This is a genomic window from Microcoleus sp. T3_B1 (genome assembly GCF_036700445.1).
In the GTDB taxonomy this organism is placed as follows: domain Bacteria; phylum Cyanobacteriota; class Cyanobacteriia; order Cyanobacteriales; family Microcoleaceae; genus Microcoleus.
This window is the reverse complement of sequence record NZ_JAUBOX010000054.1, coordinates 18,895-38,596: the sequence shown is the minus strand read 5'-3', so window position 1 is coordinate 38,596 and position 19,702 is coordinate 18,895. Positions and strand designations below refer to the sequence as shown.

The following is a 19,702-nucleotide window of genomic DNA, read 5'->3' as shown; positions in this document are numbered from 1 at the left end:
CTCCAAAGCTTTTATATATCTTAATGTTTAGGATTAACAGACTTATTGTATAATTATCAACCTTAATTTTGAGTTGAACGCAAGTTGATGCCCAATGCCTGACTTTTGGCAGCAACAAAGACAGAAAATCATGCCTCAACCGGGTTTTTGCATGAAATTGCTCGATCGCCATTACCTGAAAAAAACAGGTTTCCTCAAGATTTGAGCCACTGAGGGCAGCAATGGCGATCGTGGCTACCAGCTTACCCTTTCTTCAAAATCGGCTCCAATTCGCCGCGAAAACGGGTCCAAGCAGCAGCCGATGCAGAATTAGAAACAGCACCCTGACGCATCAAAATCGCACCGTCTTCAAAGCCAACAATTCCGTACTCTCCAGATTTGGACATTCGATCGATCGCCGGTACGATCTCCCGCAACTGTCCCCGTTCCGTGCGAAACGCAGCCTGATACTGCTGCAACTGCCAGAGATCGGCAATTACATATTGCATCTTCACTGCCTGCCCCGCATCATTGCGGAGTTCCAACATCGGAAACCTGAGAATTTCCCGCCTGCTTGACAAAATCGGCACAATAGTATTCGTCGCTGCCACGCTAGCATCAGCAGGAATTTGAGCCAATAGCGGCCGCACTTGCAAAACGTGCTGCCATTGTCTGACGAGAGGAACCTGCACCCAAGGATCGATCGCATCGGGCAAAATCAAAGAAAAAGTCCGATTTGGGTTAGAAGTGAAGGTAAAAAATAGCGACAAGCAGATGCAAAACGCCCAAAAGCGGCGAAACTTTGAAGAAGAAGGCAGAGGAAATAAAGCAGAAGGAAAACGCAAAAACATTCTTTCCTCTCTCACCATTCTATCTTCTTCCTTTTGACGCTGGGCCCACCACAGAATCGCCCCATAAAAAAGCCCGGGAACCACAGTCATCGCATAGCGAATATTAATCGCCAGCACCGACTCTCCTTTCGCTAAAAATAGCTTCAGCAGCGGAAATCCAGCTATCATCCAAGACGCAGGCGCGAAAGCTGGAACCAAAGCTAATGGCAACCACTGGCCAAGGAGGTATCTAATCTTAGCAAAAAACGGCGTAAATAATTGAGCCACCAACCGTCCGGGATTGCTCACCATTCCCCAAATAATTTCTAGAGTAGAAGCTTCATCTCCCTCGGCATATTGACCGAAGCGCTCCATCATAAACCGCTGGGATATATCAGCAGAAAACAAAGGCATAATCAGATTGGTCAGGACGATCATATAACCAAAACTGAGTATGCAGACAGCCAAACCAGTCCGAGGGTAGCGTCGGCTCAAAATCAGGTAAACTCCGACGCCAAATAAAACAACTCCCCCATCTTCTCGCACGGCCAAAATTAAAGTGGCCAGAATCCCAAACAGCGGCCACCAGCGCTTCTCCATCGCCAGCAGCAAGCCAAAGACATACAGCGGCATTTGACAAATATCGTGAAAATTGCCCATAGTCGGGCCGATGACCGCGTTAGCGCAGTAATAGCTCACAACAATTGTCGCCGACAGCCTCGGTTCCAGATAGTGTCTGGCGAGAGCATAGAGCACTCCTCCCGCCGCCGTAATTAAAGTCACTTGCAACACAGTCAAAGTGACGGGCGAGGGAAACAGCGAGTAAATTGGCAGCCACAGCATCAGCGCCGGGGTGAAATGCTGCCCCAACCGGTAGTAAGATACCTCCGGGAGCTGGTTTTGGTGAACCACATTAGTGGACAACGCCGAAGAGAGGGAACTCTCAAACAACTGACCCCGAGTGCCATTCCAAAAAAGTTGATTGAAAATGCCTTGGTCGTAAGTAGCGTAAAAGCTGTAGTAGCGGTGCAGCGTCAGCAACAGGCACAGCACAAAAAAGGCGGCCGCCACTTGAACCACCACCCGCAGCGACTCATTTTTCTTCCATCTCAAAAATATCATCTGCCCGCTTGTAATGAAATTATCGGACAATAGCATAAATCTAAAGTAAGTATTAAATTAAAGTAGAAGTGAAATAACTCGGCTCGGCAATGCTCAATTATTTTCACCCGATCGAAAAGCTCAACAGCGTCCATCCAACACCAGACAGCAGCGATACCGACGGTTCTCCCGAACAGCCGGCCCATTCCGCACCGCTTTTACAGCTTTTGCTGTTTGTAGACAAGCGTCCCTCTTCCAGGGAACAGACCAGACACATCCGCAAGTCCCTAAAGGATTTGAAGGCAGAGTGGGACTTTGAGCTTCAAATCATCGATGTAGGAGAACAGCCCGATTTAGCCGAACACTTTAAACTTGTAGCCACTCCCTCGCTGCTCAAAATTCATCCAGATCCGCGACAAACTCTCGCCGGCAGCAATTTAATCGCCCAACTCGAACACTGGTGGCCCCGGTGGAAGCGTTCTGTAGAAGAATACGCAGCTCAGCAACAGTCGGCCCCAGCTATTCCTGGAACCCTGACTGACTCAAAACCCATCTATTCCGTTGCTTGCGCGGCCGAACTTGTGCAGCTTTCCGATGAAGTTTTTCGCCTCAAACAGGAAAAAGAACACCTGCAAGAGCAGTTGCAGTTGAAAGACCGGATTATTGCGATGCTAGCTCACGACTTGCGTAATCCCTTGACAGCCGCATCTTTGGCTTTGGAGACTTTGGAGTCAAGTCAGAAGGTGAAAGAGGGGGAAAAGTCGCGTTTGACACCGAGTCTGGCGGCTCATTTGATGAAACAAGCCCGCCGCCAAATCCGAATTGTCGATCGTATGATTACAGATATCCTGCAAGCAGCCCGGGGTACAAACGCTCAACTTCACATTGAACCAAAAAGAATCGAACTGGGGGCGATTTGTCAAGATGTAATCCTGCAGTTTCAAGACAAATTTCAGGCGAAAAGTCTGAACATAGAAACAGACATTCCCGCAGATTTGCCCTTGGTTTATGCCGATCCCGATCGCATCAAACAAGTCATAGTCAACCTGCTGGACAACGCCAGCAAGTACACGCCCGACCAAGGAACTGTTAATCTTTCAATTCTCCACCGCACCGCTTACAAAGTTCAAGTCAGCATTTGCAACAGCGGCCCGGGAATTCCTGAAGAAGATTGCGCGAGCATTTTTGAAGACAGCTTTCGCTTGCAGCGAGATAAATCAACAGACGGTTACGGCATTGGACTGTCTCTGTGTCAAGGCATCATCCGCGCCCACTACGGTCAAATTTGGGTAGACTCTGTACCCGATAGAGGCAGTTGTTTTCACTTTACTCTGCCCGTCCAAAAATAAAAGTTAGCTGTCAGTTGTCAGTTGTCAGTTGTCAGTTGTCCGTTGTCAGTTGTCAGTTGTCAGTTGTCAGTTGTCAGTTGTCCGTTGTCAGTTGTCAGTTGTCAGTTGTCAGTTGTCCGTTGTCAGTTGTCAGTTGTCAGTTGTCAGTTGTCAGTTGTCCGTTGTCAGTTGTCAGTTGTCAGTTGTCCGTTGTCAGTTGTCCGTTGTCCGTTGTCAGTTGTCAGTTGTCCGTTGTCAGTTGTCAGTTGTCCGTTGTCCGTTGTCAGTTGTCCGTTGTCAGTTGTCCGTTGTCCGTTGTCCGTTGTCAGTTGTCCGTTGTCAGTTGCAACCGAATTTGATATTACAGCAACCGCGCCCGACGGTTAGGACGTTCTTAATTCCTAAAACCCTTGCGGAAGATTGCTTATTGCTTCTTATTTCTGGTATACAGCTCAAATTTTCCGCAGTGCAGCAATAATCTGTGCGTTTGCCTTGGGAAAAGTAAATTGGTCAATTTCATCGAGTGTCACCCAGCGAATTTCATCGCACTCGATCGTTTGCGGTTCCCCGCTGACGTGGCGGCAGTGGTGCACGTATAGTCTAACTGTAAATTTAGTGTAGTCGTGGTCAATTGTAATCAAGCGATCGCCAACTTCTACGACAATCCCCAACTCCTCCATAATTTCCCGTTTTATGCAAGCTTCGATCGTTTCCCCCGGCTCTATTTTACCGCCCGGAAACTCCCAGAAACCCCCGTGCAGTCCATGTTGTCGGCGCTTGTCAATCAAAATTTGTTGGCGATCGTTCCAGATTGCAGCAACGCCGATAACTTTGTGGGCAACAGGAGAAACAGACATATTAATTAGGAATGGGGAATGGGGAATGGGGAATTGGGAATGTAAGAATAATATCAATAATTATTCAATTATTTAATCTAAAATCAACCCTCTAAAATCTAAAATCTAAAATCTAAAATCTAAAATATTAAGCCCCCATCTTGCGAGGGGGGGCTTGACACTTGGCTCACTTAAATGTTAAGAATCTACTAATCATCCGAGCCATGTCTCTCACTGGCTTGTATCGACTTTTCAAAAGTCATTCGCTGTTCGGCATTTTTCAGAAAATAACCGCTAATCATAGCCGAGGCGAGCAATCTACCCAAATGTTCGCGACTGGTAGTGACTGTCACCCCGAAGTGTTCCGAAGGCAAATTCCCCAATAGTCCAACAATATTTCGTTCCATTACTTGAAACACTTCGTGAGAAGTCGGCTTAGACAACTGAGAAACTGTGTCGGGAGCCATTGACTGCACGTATTGCCATAATAAGTTGGCATTTTCTCCGTCTTCTTCAAAGAATTCTGGGGATTTATTAGATGAGTTGCTCACGAGTACCTCCGTTTCAGAAACAGCTTGTTATGTTAGACGCGGGCGGTTAAATTAAATAACCCTTATCTGATGGCTGCTGATCTTTATTACTAAGTAATTACTAATGTAGCAGGACAGTCATAGCAACCAAGTGGGCACAACCGAATTAAAAGCGGCGGTTTTTACGATTTTAGATTGGGGATTGCAAGTGGGGGGGACCCGATCGCCAATCCCCAATCTAGCTAGCTGGCTAGATAATCGTTGATATCTTGCTTGCGCTTGCGGAGTTTGGTCAAAGCTTCCCGTTCTATTTGCCGCACTCGTTCCCGACTGATGTTGAGACGATCGCCTATTTTGGCCAAAGTTAGGGTTTGCCCGTCTTCTAAACCGAACCGCAACGCGAGCACTTCTCGCTGTTGCTGAGTCAGTTCCGCCATTAGGTGGTCTAAGTCAGTCCGCAGGGAAGATTGCAGGGCAAAATCTTCTGGCGTAGTACCGGTATCTTCCAACAAATCGCCCAACTCTGTATCTTGATTGTCTCCCACGCGCAAGTCCAGGGAAAGTGGCAGGCGCGCCCGATCGAGATATTCGCGAATCTGTTTGGGAGTCAATTCTAGCTCTGATGCCAATTCAGCAGCCGTGGCCGCGCGGCCGAGCTGTTGAGCAAGTTGGCGCTGAGCCTTTTTAATTTTGTTGAGCTTTTCGGTGATGTGGATCGGCAAGCGGATGGTGCGGCCTTTTTCGGCGATCGCCCGGGTAATTGCCTGACGAATCCACCAATAAGCATAAGTAGAAAATCTGTAGCCCTTAGTCGGGTCAAATTTTTCTACTCCCCGCTGCATCCCGATCGTGCCTTCCTGAATTAGATCCAGTAAATCTACGTTGCGCTTGATATATTTTTTGGCAACAGAGACTACCAGGCGGAGATTCGCTTCCACCATTTGGCGCTTTGCCCTTTCCCCCTGCTCGATCGTCCGCTGCAACTGTGCCTCAGACAGCCCAACTGCCTGTGCCCATTCAGCCGCCGTCGGGTCGCGGCCTAACTCTTCGGCTAAAATATTTTTCTCCTGATGCAGTGCGGTTGAGCGCTGTACCTGTTTCCCGTAGAGTATTTCTTGCTCATGGGTCAACAAGGGAACGCGGCCGATTTCCCGCAAGTAAGCGCGAACAGAATCTGTATCTGAGGACTTAAGAGTTTTCATGAGCTTTTCCCGCTGAGGATCTGTGCCTCTAAAGGTTTGCGGTAGTCGCAAACCCCTAGCTTTAGCTGGGAAGGAAAGCGGGCGGGGACTTGCGCTTTCCTTCCTTTTAAAGAGGCTTAATTTTATGGTAGCTAGCTACTACTCCCAGTCAGCACCGTCTCAGGTTAGGTTTTGGTTGGGGCGAGCACAATACTACGTTATGTTAAGAATCTTAACATTTGTGAGAGCACTTGACTACACTTCTTCATATTTATTTCATGCCAGCCTGGACTGTTGATACGAGAGCAATTGCTTTCCTGGCTTTACAGTTTGCATCAATATAAACAAAATCGGCCAAATCTCAGAGGGGGAGAGGGGCACAGGGGGATATGGGGCACGGCTGTTTCATTATCTTGTAGGGGCTGCCCCCCGTGGCTGCCCTGAATATGAAGTTACAGATATTGATGAACCCGCCCCAACAGATAATGACTAATGACTCATGACTAATAACTAATGACCGAAAACATCCAGGAGACAAGCCCCCGGATTCATCCGTCCAGAAATAAAAAACCTGTATCGGATAAACTGGCCCCCGAATTTATCCGTGGGCTCAATGCTTCAATCTAAAATCTAAAATCTAAAATCTAAAATCGATTGACTTCTTTGCCGTTGAGCTTCGTACAAGATGAGGGCTGCGGCGATCGACACATTTAAAGATTCTACGCCACGACTCAGGGGAATTTGGATTTGTCGATCGGCCAAACTCCTCAATTCTTCCGACAAACCAGAGCCTTCGTTGCCCAAAACTATCAGAGTGGGCACTCGCAAATCTACTTCCCAATAACTTAAACTTGCCCCGGCGACGGTTGCTAAAATTTGCATTCCTCCATTTTTATACGCAGAGACTTCGGCGGTTAAATCTGGACTGACTGCCATTGGCAGCTTAAACCAAGCTCCTGCTGAGGCGCGGAGCACTTTGGGATGGTCTAAATCGGCGCACTCAGCGCTCAGCAGCAAACCGTCGGCATTAGCAGCCGCAGCCGTGCGGACGATCGCCCCCAAGTTGCCGGGATCTTGGATTGTTTCTAGGGCTATTCCTAAAGTTGACAATTTTGCGGGATCTGTTGCGGTGCGGGGTGCGGTGGCGACAATGCCGTCGGGTTGGACTGTAGTGGCGATCGACTCTAACACTTTTGCACTTACTAATTCTGTGCGATCGGCTAAATTACCAACTTGCTGCCAAAGTTCCCCGTGATCCTCCAGCCATTCGGGAGTGCAACAAACAGTTGCTAGCGGATATTTGGCCGCGCAAGCTTCTTCGAGCAAGTGCGTCCCTTCGAGTAAAAATAATTGTTGTTCCCTGCGTCCCTTCGAGCTGTGCAGCTTGCGGATTTCTTTAACTAGGGGATTTTGAATACTTGTCAACATTGTTTAATTCAGCAGAGCGAATGGGGTTATTGCCTGTATCGGGTTAACCCCAAACTTCCTTCTGCCTTTGGAATGCGGAACCCGGGACTTGAACCCGGAAGGCTTGCACCACATGAACCTGAATCATGCGCGTCTACCAATTCCGCCAGTTCCGCATCGGTCACGAATTACTACTCTGCCATACCTCCGCGAATCTGTCAAGTGTTTTGGGGAATTTATTTTTTTTCTGGGCTGCGAGTAATAGGGAGAACTTTGAGATCCCCCCTATCCACCCTGCTTAATTAAGGGGGGCTAGGGGAGATCCAAATTAATATTACACGTTTTTTGCCGCCCTTCTCTTCCACCACAAACCCATTCCAGCAGCCACAAACGTACCAACAGCAGTCATCGGTTCCGGTACAGGTTCATACTCATAAATTGCACTAACTGTAGTGTTAGCCACAACCTTACCCCCAAAACTACCTCTAGCCGGACTCCCCAGAATTTGAGTCAAACCAGTTGTCGCCACGCCTGCAGTAAAAGTATCACCATCGCAGCCAGTTAAAGCACTTAAAAACTGCGGCAAATCATAACTCTTCGACACAGTACCAGAAGCCGAACCGCTAACACTTCCCGTACCGCCACTAGCAATCCTCGTTTCCGGCGGGCTCGCTAACACACTTAAAGTCAAATTAGGGTCAACTTTCAACAGCGGAATATTCACAGCAATACTTGCATTAGTCGCCGCCGTCCCCATAAAATCTCCCGTCAAAGGAGTAATGCTAACACTGTTATTAACAGTAGATTTAACCGTAACATAAGCCCTTAATAGTGTTCCTAACAGCGAATTAAACTTGGGTAAAACCACATTCGTGCTGCTATTTAACGGCTGCGAACCCAAATTCACAGTGTAAGTTTGAGTAAGAGTTGCCGCTTGTGCAGAAAAACATTGACTGACAACTGCAAAACTCAAACTTCCGCTAACAATTCCCAACTTTTGAAAAACATTCATTTCGATAAACTCCTACAATAATAAAGTTGCATTTTGTGGCACGGGCGTCTCGCCCGTTAGGTTAATCGTGGCACGGGCGTCCCGCCTGTGATTAATCTGCGGTTAAAAACTCCAAACCCGCAAAACCAAATTACCCAGCAATGACGCTAGATAACTCAAAACCCAAACAGTATAAAGTATACTCAAAGGCGCGTAAGCCGCCAAAATCCATTGCGTTTCCGCTGCTTCCTCCATCTCCTCCCTCCGCAACAAATCCACATAAAAATCAAACGACCTTTGTCGCAGATTGTTAATGCCAGTTCCAGCTACTAACAAATAATAACCGTCAAATCTATTCAACGGATTCAAATTAATTGCAACTGTCAGCAAGGCGGCCACCATCAACAAATAACTAATTTGATGCCAAACCGGATTTGACTGAGAAAACAGCCACATCCAAACAGCAAATGCCCAAATTGTTACTTGGATTAATACTCCGGCTGCTACTACTAAAACCCGCTGTTTCCGCCTGACTAAACTGTATTGATCGCTTGTATCTGTGTAACATCCGGGGATGAAACACATAAACAGCAATCCAATTTCTTTAACTATGCCGCCGTAGTGTTTGAGCGTGAAAGCATGACCTAGTTCGTGCCAAGCTATTACCAGCATTGTCAGCAAGACCAATTGGAAAATAGTCTCATTTTTTCCGGCTATCCACAACTGCTGATGTGAGGCTGCGATTTCGGCAGAGGAAGCCAACCACACTGCTACGGATGAAGAGATGAAAGCGCACAGAAAAAAGCCAAATTCCCCTGTCCAAATCCAGCGTAATTTGTCGATGTGCCGCGATAGCCAAACATCGGGATTGACTAGGGGAATTGTGAAGGATAGCAGGTTAAATTTGGCTTTCGGTGGCTTGGTTCCTTCTAGCATTCCTGCTTGTGCTAAGTCTTTCAAAAGATTTTGCAGATTTTCTAAATCGAGGTCGTATTCAGCGAGAATATTAGTTACTGGTTGTTGACTTAGTTGCACAATTACCTGTTTGTCAAAGTCGTCTACTTGAATACAGGTAATGTCTTCGGGATTGCGAAGTATCCAATGACCGTCGGGATGAGGTATCCACTGCACCGCTGATTTTAGTTGCATGGTTGGGCAGAAGGAAGAAGGAAGAAGGAAGAAGGAATTACGCGTTTTAGGCCGAAACTCGATCCCCCCTAGCCCCCCTTAAGAAGGGGGGGACAAGAGTGTTCGTAAATTCTCCCAAAATATCGGGGGAAGAGTGTTCGTAAATTATCCCAAAATATCGGGGGAAGAGTGTTCCTAAAGTCTCCCAAAATATCGGGGGAAGAGTGTTCCTAAAGTCTCCCAAAATATCGGGGGGGATAAGAGTGTTCCTAAAGTCTCCCAAAATATCGGGGGGGATAAGAGAATTTACTCAAACTCCCCCTTCTTAAGGGGGATTTAGGGGGATCTGGACTTTTGGATCGACCACGGGGAACTGTGCTTGAGTTTTATTAAATTGTCATGGATCGATCGCCCAATTACGTTTGTATATTTCCTCCTCTGGGTTTTTGAGCATTTCGAGCAGGCCTAAGTCTTCCTGAAAACGGAAAGTTTAAGGGCTGAGTTTTCCCCTGTTTTAATGAAGCAGGGAAGTATTGAAGTAGTTTTTGAAGAAGCTTTAGTGATATTTGTTTGGGCTTTAGACTTTAATCCAAATTTCACCTTTGTGTTCATATTATCAGAAAGCATAAAAAAAGCAAGTGTAAATTCTAACTATTTTAGGAATTACGCATTTTCCACCTGTCATTGCCTGGAAAACGAGCGTGTAGCGGATGTTTCTGGTTGAGGCTGGGATTGCTATCCCCTTGCAAGGCGTAAGTCATAATTAAGTTGCCGTAAAAAAGTTTACACAAACTTTACGATCGCACATAGAACTTGGGTGTATGATAATCGTGAAGAAGCAAAAAATCATATAGATTACGCATTAACAAAGTATTTGTCCGATCGCCCGCCTGACCGTTAGCAAAGCGCGGCAGATGTAAAGCGATCGCCCATTCAGAAAATTTGTTAAGTTTGCGTGAATTCTCAAATAAACAGAAATTTTTGACGATTATTGAAAAATCCTTGTCAACAAAGGATTTTGGTTGAATGTCTGAAGGCATTTAATTAAGTTCGTGCGATCGAATTCATATTAATCAGGGTGCAAAAGTTATGGAGTTGCTAAATTTTGGTGGCAAAAAACGCAAAGAGGCTCAAGATTTTGGGAATTCAAGTAAAACAAAGAGTCGGAAACGACCGAAAAGTTTTAGATTAGAAACAATTGTGACTCCGAGTGTGGGGGTTGGGGGTTGGCTGCACGAGTTTGACTACTTGCATCAGTTATTGGGTTCTTTGTCGCTGTCTGATTTAGATTTACCTAATTTCTTTGCTGATAGCGGTGTTTGCCCGATCGACCCTTCTGGAGATCCAACTAACAATCTACCGCCGCTGATTGATTTTGACCCGCTGGGTCTGTACCATGATGGGATTGCCACTCAAACCCCTTACAATCCGGGCGGTGCGTTTGAGACTTTGCCGATTGCTGTAATTCCTGTCGATCCGCAGTCGCCGAATCCTAACAATCCGAATGCAATTCGTCAATTGCTAGATTTTCCTTTGGTATCTCAGCCGTTGGTGGGGTCGATTGATACTGGTGTGAGTGCGGATAGTCCTTATTTGAATTACGCGAATATTAAGAAGGGCCGCGATTATGTCGGCGGGGATGACAATCCGTTGCTGAAGCCTGGGGAAGGTAGCGAGCACGGTACTTTTATGTTGGGGATTATTGATGCGATTAATAAGACTGCGCCGAAGTGGGTGGGAAGGGCGATCGATTCTGGGAGATGGGCTGATTCTTTGGTAGAGTTTGTGGATGCTGCGAAGGCTTCTGGACAGAAAAATGCGATCGCGAATCTCAGTTTGGATTTGACTCAGAAGAATCCTGACGGGAGTGTGACAACGCGCTATGAGTTGACTCCAGCAGAACGTAAGGCGTTAGAATATGCGCGGCAAAATGGAGTTTTGCTGGTAGCGGCGGCTGGTAACGACGGCGGTGTGATGTCGGTTTTGGGTCAAGCTTCGCAGGAATTTGATAATATTTTTACTGTTGGGGCTGGGGATATTAACGGGCGATCGATCTATTCTAGTTATGGCCGCGGTTTGGATATTGTGGCGGATGGGGGCACGACTGAACACCCCGGTTTATCGACGGTGGGAAATGATTTGGGCACGATGGCGGGGACTTCGGTAGCGACTGCGAAAGTTGCGGGGGCGGCTTCTTTGGTTTGGGCGGCAAATCCTGCTTTGAACTATCGCCAAGTGATGGAGATTTTGAAGTCTACGGCGAGGGATTTGGGGCCGTCTGGGTGGGATGATGAGACGGGTTTTGGGTTTTTGAATACGTTGGCGGCGGTGGATTTGGCGAAGAAGACGATGGCGGAGGTTTATCAGCCTACTCCGTGGGTGACGCCGGATACTTGGAGTGGGGAAGGGAAAGTAACGCCGGAGGAACGGGCGGCGCAAGGTGGAACATCGTTTAATACAGCACCCTTGCAACTGTCACCTAATTTCACAGATAGTGGCATAGTTAGTCCGGCTCAACCGGCACTCTATCATACATTTACGGTAACTGAGCCTGGGTATTTCCGCTACACGGTTAATCCAACGAATGGCAGTACCAAATTGCCTCTTGTCAGTGTAGTAAAAGCTGATGGCAAACCGGGTGGTTTTGAATTTATACCGGGCGAGCCTTCAGGCGTTTTTAACTCCGTGGGTGTTACTATTGGCGATGAAACTTTCGGTTCAACGAAAGTGCAAACTCCTACTTCTAAGACAGCAGCCGTATTTCTTGATGCAGGAACTTATGCAGTTAAGGTGGCTTCTGGACAGGATACTAGCATTAAGAATTATGGCTTAACTACTGAATTGATTCCCGATCGCTCTTCTGCGTTTTCGGGTTCGGCTCAGTTTAGAATCCCACTCCAAAATAATATCAGTGGGATGTTTACGTCTGCGCCCACTTCTCCAGAATTGAATGTACCAGCAGTCAGTAATCAGTCTTATCAATATGGAATCGAGGTAAACGACCCTGTTAAGTTCACCTTAAATTCGCAATCAAATATCGGTTATGCCGAGATAGAAATTAGGAAAGTTGTGGGTTCAGGAGAGCAGTGGGAGTCAATTACCACATACTCAACTGATGGAAGTCAGCCGATCGACCTAAATCTAAATTTGAACAAAGGACGATATAAGATTTATGTCAAGACAACAGTACCATTAAAGGGTTCCGTTACTCCACTTGTCACTGACCCCGATGGAAGTCTAGCTACAGCTCGAAATATTGGTACGTTAAGCAGTAATCAGATAAAGTTTTCTGATTCAATTGGCGGTAGTGATAAAAGTGATTTCTACCGATTTGATGTTAGTCAACCGAGCGAAGTAGCTCTTTACCTTAAGAGGTTACAAGGCAATTCGGATATTAAACTACTGGATGCTCAAGGCAAAGAAATTGATAAAACATACAATCCCAGTGGTACAAATCCGTCTGACGTTATATTTAATACGGTCAATCCTGGCACATACTATGTACAGGTTTTTTCCAGCAACAATGCGAATGCTAACTACGAACTTAAACTAGACGCGACTCCAGTTGCTAGTTCTGGAACGCCTCAGTCTGGGGGTTCATCTGTCAGTATTGGCGCGTCTCCTGTACCCAATACAGGTGGCGGATCTGTGAGTATTGGCGCGTCTCCTGTACCCAATACAGGTGGCGGATCTGTCAATATTGGCCCGTCTCCTGTGAAGCCACCAGTTGCACCTCAACCTGGTCAAGGAGGAGTACCTCTGAATGCGGGAAATTTTCAATACACAGCCATAAGTAATGGTGTCACAACCCACTACTACACCAATGGCTATCTGACTATTCAACCGACTGGGTATAAGACGTGGTATGGTAAGGGTTCTAGCTCTTCAGTTGCTACAGTTCAAACACTTGGAAAACCAACGCAAGTTATACCCGATGCAAATCGGCAGTTGGGTGAATTTATTGGCAGATATGAATACAAAGGTCGCCTGCGTACAGGAGATAATACTGACGGCTACTATTTCGCAGTAAAAGACCGCAGTTTGCTAAATTTTGCTCTCAGGAATTTGGGTGCCGATGCTAGTTTAAAACTTTATAAAGTAAACCCAAATGCAAGCAAGTCCTTGATAAGAGAAGCCCCAGCAGCGGGTCAAGGATTTGACAAATTATGGTCAGAAACTCTCGACACTGGCAACTATTATGTGGAAGTCAACAAGGGAAGTGCCACTGCGGATACTGATTACACAATGGTACTAAATCTGGCGAAGACTTTGAATGATGCCAATCAGAATAATTTTAATAGCCAGCCTAATCCATTTTTGGGAACTTTCACGGGTCGGACTGTGATTAGTGGAAATTTAAGCAGCAGCAATCCAGCTAAAAAATCAAGTACGAATGCGTATGACAATGACCGCTACCGCTTGAATATTAATAATTTGGGCAGTCAGTCTCCTAACATTTTACGGCTCGGTTTGAATGATTTAGCTCCTAACACCACAGCTAAAGTAGTTGTGTATGATGGCAACAATCAACCAGTGAAAGAACAGCTATTTTATCCCGGTCAAAATAGTCCCCTTGAAGTTTCGGGATTAGCAGAAGGGCCTTATTTTGTCGGAGTGGAACAGGTTCAAGGCGATACTCCTTACAATCTTGCGGTACAGCTTGACCAAGCGGGTGAAGATTGGAGCAGGGTTCGCAATTTAGGTGATTTGACGGGTCAGCGAAAAGAATATGAGGACTTTGTAGGAGCAACCCGCGATGGTTCAGACTATTACAAGTTTACGATTAAAGACTCTCGCTTGTTACAGCTTGCTCCTCGGTTATTTGATAGTGATAATCCGGCTGGTGTAAAAGTAGAGTTGTATGATGCCAATAAGCAATTGGTAGGTTCACAGACTTTTACAGCGACTAACCCAATATACAGCAAAGAGTTAGCTCAGGGTGACTATTATGTGAAAGTGGTTCCGGCGAGTGCAAATGATACGAACTACCGCTTGGTGGTGAATCTAACAGCACCGGGGATAGTTAATACTGGAAATGTTACCTACAGCTATAATAACCCATTATTTCCTGACTCTTCTAGCAGCAGTGGTGGAAGTAATGTTATTCCTCCTGCTAATAATCAACCTCAGTCAAATAATAACCCAGCAATTAACCTTGCTAATTTCAAGGGTTGGGCTATGCCCAATATCGGTGTTGCTTTACGTAATAGTCCTCACACTAATGATAAAAATGGTGAAGCTATTCCTTATGGGACTTCGTTAAACTTTGATGCTTGGACGTATGGGGATACGGTTGTTGATTATAAGTTGGGAACACCTAATAATAGCTGGTTTAGAATAGCTAAAACAAATTATTGGGTGCCGAGTGCTTATATTTCTGGTACTCCTAATGGATTACCGGGTAATCAGCAACCTAATAGTGCAAATAACTCTTATTCACCTATTCCAGGTGTCATACCACCTCCCGTTGTCACTATCGGTACAGTTAGGAATGCCACAGACGGTAGCACCAATGTTGACCCTGGAAAAAACATTAGTTTTTCAGTGGAGTCTAATACTGAAGATATGATTTTCTATATTGGCGATCGAGCCGTCAAAGCCAAGGAGGTTACTGATAATGGCGAAAAGTACATCGTTACGCTTCAGATTCCTAACAATATGCAATCTGGTAATTATCTAGTTACGGTACTTGCTAAAAATCAAGCTGGTTTGACTCAGACTTTTGAAAGCAATAATGCTATTAATGTCAAATTTGGTCAATTTGGTCAAGTAGTGATCGGTGGTGTAAATAATCAAACACCACCTTTAGTTGGAGCTGACTCTCCGTCTATTCCTGGTGAAAAAGTTGAAGAGCCACTCCCAGACCCATCCAAAGATTTCAGTGGAGTGAAAGGTATTAAAAATTTCGGAATAGATAGGCTAAAAAGTAGATATTTAACTAATGGCTCTCAACTTTTGAGCTTTGATGTTTTGAATTTCGGATATGCTGATGGAGTTATTGAAGTTTATAATGCGAAGAATGAGTTAGTAGAAATTAGAGGATTTGATGGGGCAAAACCTCCAGTTGGGGTTGTTGACTTTTCCCTTGAAGCTCTAGAAAAATTATACAAAACTCTTTTTAATGGATATTCTTGGGGTGATCCTAGAAAAACAGAGGCTTTTGAAACAACAGAAGTCAGAAATGTAGTAATTCCACCAGGCGGATCATTAAAGATTACGAAGTCTAGTGAAAGTGCATTAGTTTATAATTTAATGACTTTTGGCTTAGATTTATTCTTTAATAACATGGCACCAGAAGATCTGAATTTTCAACAACAAATTTTTTCAAAACTTGCAGAAGAGAAGGTTCGGGATCTGGTCAAGCCTGACTCTTTTACAGATAACGCTCAAACTCTATTGTCTTTATTAAGTGGGAGTTGGGTTAATAATATTAATCCTGAAGTTGTTGATAAAATAATCAGAATTATAATAGCTACTTTGAGCGAAAAAACCTTCGAGTATATTCTGAAAAAAGCTGCTACATCTAAAGCATTGAAACAAGCAGAGGATCTCATATTTGCGGGTGTTAAGTTAGAGACTTTAAAAAAATGGGTAGAAGGAATTAATCAAGGGAATAATATGTTTTTACAAATCCTTGATGTTGTTCGCTCTCAACAAGGCAATGCTTCATTTTATTTAAACGCTAACGGAGTAACAAGCACTCCAAAACCTTAAGCAACAAAAAGCTTTGTCCATAAAGGTTTTAGATAAGGTTTTGGAGAGAGACGTGAGTGTATGAATGGGGATAGAGAGAGCGATCGCTCTTTTGGGATGGAAAGGTCGATCGCTCTTTTGGCAAGGAAAGGTCGATCGCTTTTTTTACGAATCGCGCGATCGATCGATATTGAGTCAACTTTTCCATAGTACAATTAAATTATGTTGCCTAATATTTTATCCGATCGCCTCGATCGCATCGGGCCACCCATTCAACTCCCCTCCCCTCATGTCCCTTTCAGGGGTAGGTTTTTAAAATTTAAGCCGTAGAAAAGTGAGAACGGCTTGGCCAAGGTTCAGGAATAAAGCTACCAATCGGTAAAGGTTTGCCCAACAGCAAAGCTACTAAAATCGCTAAAAAACCGCGCCGGAAGCAACTTAAAAGACGGGGGGAAGTTTTTGACGTGGTGGTTCGCAATCTAGCTACATGGTGAGGCGACAAAGACTGCAAATCATTTTTAGGCAAATTGCTGTCAACTTCACCCCCAACACTCACTAACCAGAGAGTCGCTACAGCAATCGCTAACCACAGCCGCTCAGCGCGAGCTGGGTCAGTCATTTTGGTCTGATGCCATTGCCAACCCCCGCGTTTAGTATCTTTAAAACCACACTCAATCCAAGCTCGCATTCCATACCAACAACTTGTAGCCATCTCAGGAGACAAATCCGTCACAATTAACCAAGGGTCAGCATAGCCGACATCCCAACGGGCGATTAAAGTACATTTAATTGGCTTGTTTTTGAAACAAGTCACCCGGCCACACCAAGGCAGACTTCCCGGCTCTGAAACGGCTGTCTTCAAAGGGCGAAAATCCGACTGGCCCTCGGGACGAAATTGACCGCCTAGATTAACTCGTAAATAAGGATGCCATTCTAGTTCGACAATTTTGTCGTACAACCAGTCAGCATAGAGTCCTCGGTCAGCCGCTACAATGACCTTCCAATCTGAGGGGATACAACCCATGAAAACATCAAATAATTGCAGCCAGTAAGGCTGCCAAGCTCCTTTGGCAGTAGCTTCAACAATTTTCCAGGCCACTGGAATCGCACAACCTCGATACAAAACACTGATTGCTAAGACTGTGAAGCGTTGCCCCAAAGTGGTGGCATCCATCGCCAAGAAAAGCTGCTTATTCTCAGTGTCTTGCCACAGGCTTAAAATCCACTGCAACAGCGGGACAAAGCTTTGTGTAACGTCCAATTCTTGGCGACATTTTCCCGTTTTATCTTTTTTTCCCCAATACCATTCTCTCAATCGCTGCCGCATGGTGTTCTCTTTTGTCTCTAACAGATTCGCCAAAAAAGTGGCGACAGTGGTTAGGCCACAAGACTGCACCATTGCCATACCAAAGCTCCACATAGCTAAAACTCTGGCTTGCGGCTTGCTCAAATGAGGGAGTTTCCCCGCGACAAATCCTATCCAATTTTTTAAACTCTTTGGCGTACTCATAGGGTTTGCTCAGGTTGAGAATAGCTCCGGAGCTGTGTAAAACTCACTGTTTCTATACTATCCAATCCGGTGTCATCATTAAAAACCTACCCATGAAAGCCCTCATGTCCCCCCCTTCTTAAGGGGGGCTAGGGGGGATCTGGTCTCAACAATCACCCTCAATCAAACCCAACAACTCCCCACAAACCCCCTCAAAACTCTGCAACACCTCAACATTCGTAAACCTGACAACCTTCAATCCATACCCTGTAAAATCCCGGTTCTTTCTGCATCATATAGTTTCCCTTCTTCCGTAAAATGACTCTCCCCATCAATCTCAATTACTAACAGTAAAGCCGCACAATAAAAATCTACGATAAAATTGTCGGTCGGGCGCTGTCTCAAAACTCGAAAAGGGAAATTTCTCAGAAAATCCTGCCACAGTTTTTTTTCCGCAGGAGTTGGATTTTTCCGCAGTTGTTTGGCGATGGGGATGAGTTTTGGGTTGTATGGTAGGTGGAAGTTGGAGTCGTTTAGTTTTGGCATGATGCCGGTACGATCACCCCTAACCCCCCTTAAGAAGGGGGGGATAAGATGTTAATGGAAATTATAGGTGATGGGGCGATATTTAGGGAATAGTTTCAGAATTAGTTTATCTCAAACCATGTCTACTTGACAACTAGGGCGATCTTTTGGGGATAGGGAAAGGTCGATCGCTCTTTTGTTATGAGTCAAAAAGTGCGATCTATCTTGCTGTTTTCGTCAATATTTAAATTATAGTTTTGGGGCGAGATTTAAGAAATAATTTCAGACATTGACTGAAAAATTAGCAGCCTCAGCATCGTTAATTGCCTGCCTCAACCGCACCAAACGCCTTTGTCTGCTGTCATTTTCCAACTGCATTGTAATGTCTTCTAATTCCAGAGTCGCTGCTTCCATTGCTAAACGACTGCGGCGCAAATTAGCCAATAATCTCTTGGCTGTTTCAGGATTGGGAATACGCGGTTGGCTAGTCATGGCAAATTCCACTCCGTTTTCACTTCTTGAATACTCCGTTCCATTGCCGGAATTTCGATTTGGATGCGTTCAATAGATTGGTTTACTAAGTTTAGCATATCAACCGAAATTGTGGGTTGAGACTCAGCTATGCGTAACTGAAAATTAGACAGCCGATTAAACCAGGGTGTAGCACGTTCAGCCACACTTTTCAGTTCATCCAGAAATGGTATCGTATCACTCGTTTCTCCAAAAAGTTCAAATAGAGTCAATTCTGCTGCTGTTGCTGCGTCAACAATATCTAGCAACTGGCGTTTCAAATTCCAGATAATTTCCGCAAGTTCGTTGGGGAATTTTGCCATACTTGCACGCTCCTCATAACTCGTCAATCATTGTAATTATAAACGATCGTGCAGTCCGCGTGCGAAGCTATCCCATAGGAAATCGCTTTTTGGGGATATGGAAAGGGATCTCGGTCTTGTGGATGGACAGGGGCGATCGCTCTTTGGGGCTGTGAGTGCGATCGCGCTTCAACTAATTCTATTCTTCTACATTCTCAAATTCATCCATTTGCAATGTATACTGCAATGCTACCTGTAATCTTGATACATAATCTGCTGAAAGAGTGCCCAATTTTTTGATTAATCGCTCTCTATCTACCGCTACTATTTGATAGCAAAGCACGACAGAATCTTGTGTTAAACCACCTTCACCAGTCGGTAAAATAATTGTCCCTGGTATTTGAGCATCGTCGCAGATTACTTGTTACCGGAATTACGACTACTGTTGTAGTAAAGCGGTCTAATGTATCTCGCTGTACAATAATGACTGGTCTAATTCCTGCTTGTTCTGACCCTCTAGAAGGATTCAAATCTGCCAAATAAATATCTCCTAGCATCAGATTTTATCCTGTTGCTGAAGTCGAGGCAGATAATCACTTAAGGCGACTTCTGCAAAAGCTAAATCATCGGCGGCAAACTCAGCTTTTAGTATCGCAGCTTCTTCATCAGAAATGTCATCCCATTCTCGAAATAATTGTTTTTTATTAGCAGATTTTTGAAGTAGATATTGTTGAGTAGCTTGCTGTTTGTCAGCCAGATATTTCCAGATTACGCCCTCGATTTCCTGTAACTCTAAAACTTCCAGCATTTCAAGCTGATTAACAATTTGTTTGAGGATTGCCTGTGACATAGGTTTTCACTTTTTGCGCTTG

General features: G+C 45.1%; 19 protein-coding genes and 1 tRNA gene. 3 read left to right on the top strand and 17 right to left on the bottom strand.

The window, feature by feature from the left end; genetic code table 11:
* Nucleotides 1-242: 242 nt before the first annotated feature.
* A complete protein-coding gene (locus QT990_RS24165) occupies nucleotides 243-1,967 on the bottom strand; it encodes a DUF2079 domain-containing protein (RefSeq protein ID WP_333144819.1) in 1,725 nt (574 codons plus the stop codon).
* A 53-nt stretch (nucleotides 1,968-2,020) separates the two neighbouring features.
* Here QT990_RS24165 and QT990_RS24160 point away from each other — a divergent pair, with 53 nt between their 5' ends.
* Nucleotides 2,021-3,259, top strand: coding sequence for a histidine kinase (locus QT990_RS24160; RefSeq protein WP_333144818.1), 1,239 nt, complete (start codon nucleotides 2,021-2,023; stop codon nucleotides 3,257-3,259).
* Nucleotides 3,260-3,423: 164 nt separating this feature from the next.
* On the opposite strand, the gene QT990_RS35870 is transcribed toward QT990_RS24160, so the two are convergent.
* From QT990_RS35870 to QT990_RS24120, 9 genes are all read right to left on the bottom strand, one after another.
* Entirely contained in the window at nucleotides 3,424-3,600 is a 177-nt protein-coding gene (locus tag QT990_RS35870; protein WP_445252073.1) for a hypothetical protein, read from the bottom strand.
* A gap of 90 nt (nucleotides 3,601-3,690) precedes the next feature.
* Nucleotides 3,691-4,095, bottom strand: coding sequence for an 8-oxo-dGTP diphosphatase MutT (mutT, locus tag QT990_RS24155; RefSeq protein WP_333144817.1), 405 nt, complete (start codon nucleotides 4,093-4,095; stop codon nucleotides 3,691-3,693).
* A 188-nt stretch (nucleotides 4,096-4,283) separates the two neighbouring features.
* Nucleotides 4,284-4,625, bottom strand: coding sequence for a DUF760 domain-containing protein (locus tag QT990_RS24150; protein ID WP_172187001.1), 342 nt, complete (start codon nucleotides 4,623-4,625; stop codon nucleotides 4,284-4,286).
* A 221-nt stretch (nucleotides 4,626-4,846) separates the two neighbouring features.
* A complete protein-coding gene (locus QT990_RS24145) occupies nucleotides 4,847-5,806 on the bottom strand; it encodes an RNA polymerase sigma factor, RpoD/SigA family (protein ID WP_333106022.1) in 960 nt (319 codons plus the stop codon).
* A gap of 609 nt (nucleotides 5,807-6,415) precedes the next feature.
* On the bottom strand, nucleotides 6,416-7,213 hold the full coding sequence (locus tag QT990_RS24140; protein ID WP_333465839.1) for an RNA methyltransferase: 798 nt from the start codon (nucleotides 7,211-7,213) through the stop codon (nucleotides 6,416-6,418).
* A gap of 73 nt (nucleotides 7,214-7,286) precedes the next feature.
* A tRNA-Leu gene (locus QT990_RS24135) sits at nucleotides 7,287-7,368 on the bottom strand.
* A 158-nt stretch (nucleotides 7,369-7,526) separates the two neighbouring features.
* On the bottom strand, nucleotides 7,527-8,204 hold the full coding sequence (locus tag QT990_RS24130) for a PEP-CTERM sorting domain-containing protein (protein ID WP_333465838.1): 678 nt from the start codon (nucleotides 8,202-8,204) through the stop codon (nucleotides 7,527-7,529).
* Nucleotides 8,205-8,306: 102 nt separating this feature from the next.
* Nucleotides 8,307-9,332 (bottom strand): site-2 protease family protein, encoded by a 1,026-nt coding sequence (locus tag QT990_RS24125; RefSeq protein WP_333465837.1) that lies wholly within the window; start codon nucleotides 9,330-9,332, stop codon nucleotides 8,307-8,309.
* A 773-nt stretch (nucleotides 9,333-10,105) separates the two neighbouring features.
* Entirely contained in the window at nucleotides 10,106-10,351 is a 246-nt protein-coding gene (locus tag QT990_RS24120; RefSeq protein ID WP_333290687.1) for a hypothetical protein, read from the bottom strand.
* A 49-nt stretch (nucleotides 10,352-10,400) separates the two neighbouring features.
* On the opposite strand from QT990_RS24120, the gene QT990_RS24115 reads away from it, so the two are divergent.
* Together QT990_RS24115 and QT990_RS24110 are read left to right on the top strand one after the other, a co-directional pair.
* On the top strand, nucleotides 10,401-16,025 hold the full coding sequence (locus tag QT990_RS24115; protein WP_333465836.1) for a S8 family serine peptidase: 5,625 nt from the start codon (nucleotides 10,401-10,403) through the stop codon (nucleotides 16,023-16,025).
* A gap of 64 nt (nucleotides 16,026-16,089) precedes the next feature.
* A complete protein-coding gene (locus QT990_RS24110) occupies nucleotides 16,090-16,320 on the top strand; it encodes a hypothetical protein (protein WP_333465835.1) in 231 nt (76 codons plus the stop codon).
* Nucleotides 16,321-16,323: 3 nt separating this feature from the next.
* On the opposite strand, the gene QT990_RS24105 is transcribed toward QT990_RS24110, so the two are convergent.
* The 7 genes from QT990_RS24105 to QT990_RS24080 all read right to left on the bottom strand — a co-directional run bounded on the left by QT990_RS24105 (nucleotide 16,324) and on the right by QT990_RS24080 (nucleotide 19,680).
* Nucleotides 16,324-17,514, bottom strand: coding sequence for a transposase (locus tag QT990_RS24105; protein WP_333306402.1), 1,191 nt, complete (start codon nucleotides 17,512-17,514; stop codon nucleotides 16,324-16,326).
* A 234-nt stretch (nucleotides 17,515-17,748) separates the two neighbouring features.
* Nucleotides 17,749-18,039, bottom strand: a complete 291-nt coding sequence (locus QT990_RS24100) for an endonuclease domain-containing protein (RefSeq protein WP_333306400.1) — start codon at nucleotides 18,037-18,039, stop codon at nucleotides 17,749-17,751.
* A 261-nt stretch (nucleotides 18,040-18,300) separates the two neighbouring features.
* Entirely contained in the window at nucleotides 18,301-18,510 is a 210-nt protein-coding gene (locus QT990_RS24095) for a hypothetical protein (protein ID WP_333058272.1), read from the bottom strand.
* The gene (locus QT990_RS24090; protein ID WP_333144809.1) at nucleotides 18,507-18,851 is read right to left on the bottom strand and encodes a hypothetical protein; all 345 of its coding nucleotides are present in this window, start codon (nucleotides 18,849-18,851) and stop codon (nucleotides 18,507-18,509) included. Before QT990_RS24090 ends, QT990_RS24095 begins: the two co-directional genes overlap by 4 nt.
* Nucleotides 18,852-19,029: 178 nt before the next feature.
* Nucleotides 19,030-19,173, bottom strand: a complete 144-nt coding sequence (locus tag QT990_RS35865) for a type II toxin-antitoxin system PemK/MazF family toxin (RefSeq protein WP_442921846.1) — start codon at nucleotides 19,171-19,173, stop codon at nucleotides 19,030-19,032.
* A gap of 25 nt (nucleotides 19,174-19,198) precedes the next feature.
* Nucleotides 19,199-19,387 (bottom strand): type II toxin-antitoxin system PemK/MazF family toxin, encoded by a 189-nt coding sequence (locus QT990_RS24085; protein WP_333212237.1) that lies wholly within the window; start codon nucleotides 19,385-19,387, stop codon nucleotides 19,199-19,201.
* Nucleotides 19,387-19,680 (bottom strand): hypothetical protein, encoded by a 294-nt coding sequence (locus tag QT990_RS24080; protein ID WP_333144806.1) that lies wholly within the window; start codon nucleotides 19,678-19,680, stop codon nucleotides 19,387-19,389. Before QT990_RS24080 ends, QT990_RS24085 begins: the two co-directional genes overlap by 1 nt.
* Nucleotides 19,681-19,702 lie beyond the last annotated feature (22 nt).

Coding starts and splice junctions, on each gene's coding strand:
- QT990_RS24090 (WP_333144809.1), bottom strand. CDS start 18,851: ATGGCAAAATTCCCCAACGAACTTGCGGAAATTATCTGGAATTTGAAA.
- QT990_RS24080 (WP_333144806.1), bottom strand. CDS start 19,680: ATGTCACAGGCAATCCTCAAACAAATTGTTAATCAGCTTGAAATGCTG.
- QT990_RS24100 (WP_333306400.1), bottom strand. CDS start 18,039: ATGCCAAAACTAAACGACTCCAACTTCCACCTACCATACAACCCAAAA.
- QT990_RS24165 (WP_333144819.1), bottom strand. CDS start 1,967: ATGCTATTGTCCGATAATTTCATTACAAGCGGGCAGATGATATTTTTG.
- QT990_RS24095 (WP_333058272.1), bottom strand. CDS start 18,510: ATGACTAGCCAACCGCGTATTCCCAATCCTGAAACAGCCAAGAGATTA.
- QT990_RS24130 (WP_333465838.1), bottom strand. CDS start 8,204: ATGAATGTTTTTCAAAAGTTGGGAATTGTTAGCGGAAGTTTGAGTTTT.
- QT990_RS24115 (WP_333465836.1), top strand. CDS start 10,401: ATGGAGTTGCTAAATTTTGGTGGCAAAAAACGCAAAGAGGCTCAAGAT.
- QT990_RS24105 (WP_333306402.1), bottom strand. CDS start 17,514: ATGAGTACGCCAAAGAGTTTAAAAAATTGGATAGGATTTGTCGCGGGG.
- mutT (WP_333144817.1), bottom strand. CDS start 4,095: ATGTCTGTTTCTCCTGTTGCCCACAAAGTTATCGGCGTTGCTGCAATC.
- QT990_RS24160 (WP_333144818.1), top strand. CDS start 2,021: ATGCTCAATTATTTTCACCCGATCGAAAAGCTCAACAGCGTCCATCCA.
- QT990_RS24145 (WP_333106022.1), bottom strand. CDS start 5,806: ATGAAAACTCTTAAGTCCTCAGATACAGATTCTGTTCGCGCTTACTTG.
- QT990_RS24125 (WP_333465837.1), bottom strand. CDS start 9,332: ATGCAACTAAAATCAGCGGTGCAGTGGATACCTCATCCCGACGGTCAT.
- QT990_RS24120 (WP_333290687.1), bottom strand. CDS start 10,351: ATGCCTTCAGACATTCAACCAAAATCCTTTGTTGACAAGGATTTTTCA.
- QT990_RS24140 (WP_333465839.1), bottom strand. CDS start 7,213: ATGTTGACAAGTATTCAAAATCCCCTAGTTAAAGAAATCCGCAAGCTG.
- QT990_RS24110 (WP_333465835.1), top strand. CDS start 16,090: ATGGGGATAGAGAGAGCGATCGCTCTTTTGGGATGGAAAGGTCGATCG.
- QT990_RS24085 (WP_333212237.1), bottom strand. CDS start 19,387: ATGCTAGGAGATATTTATTTGGCAGATTTGAATCCTTCTAGAGGGTCA.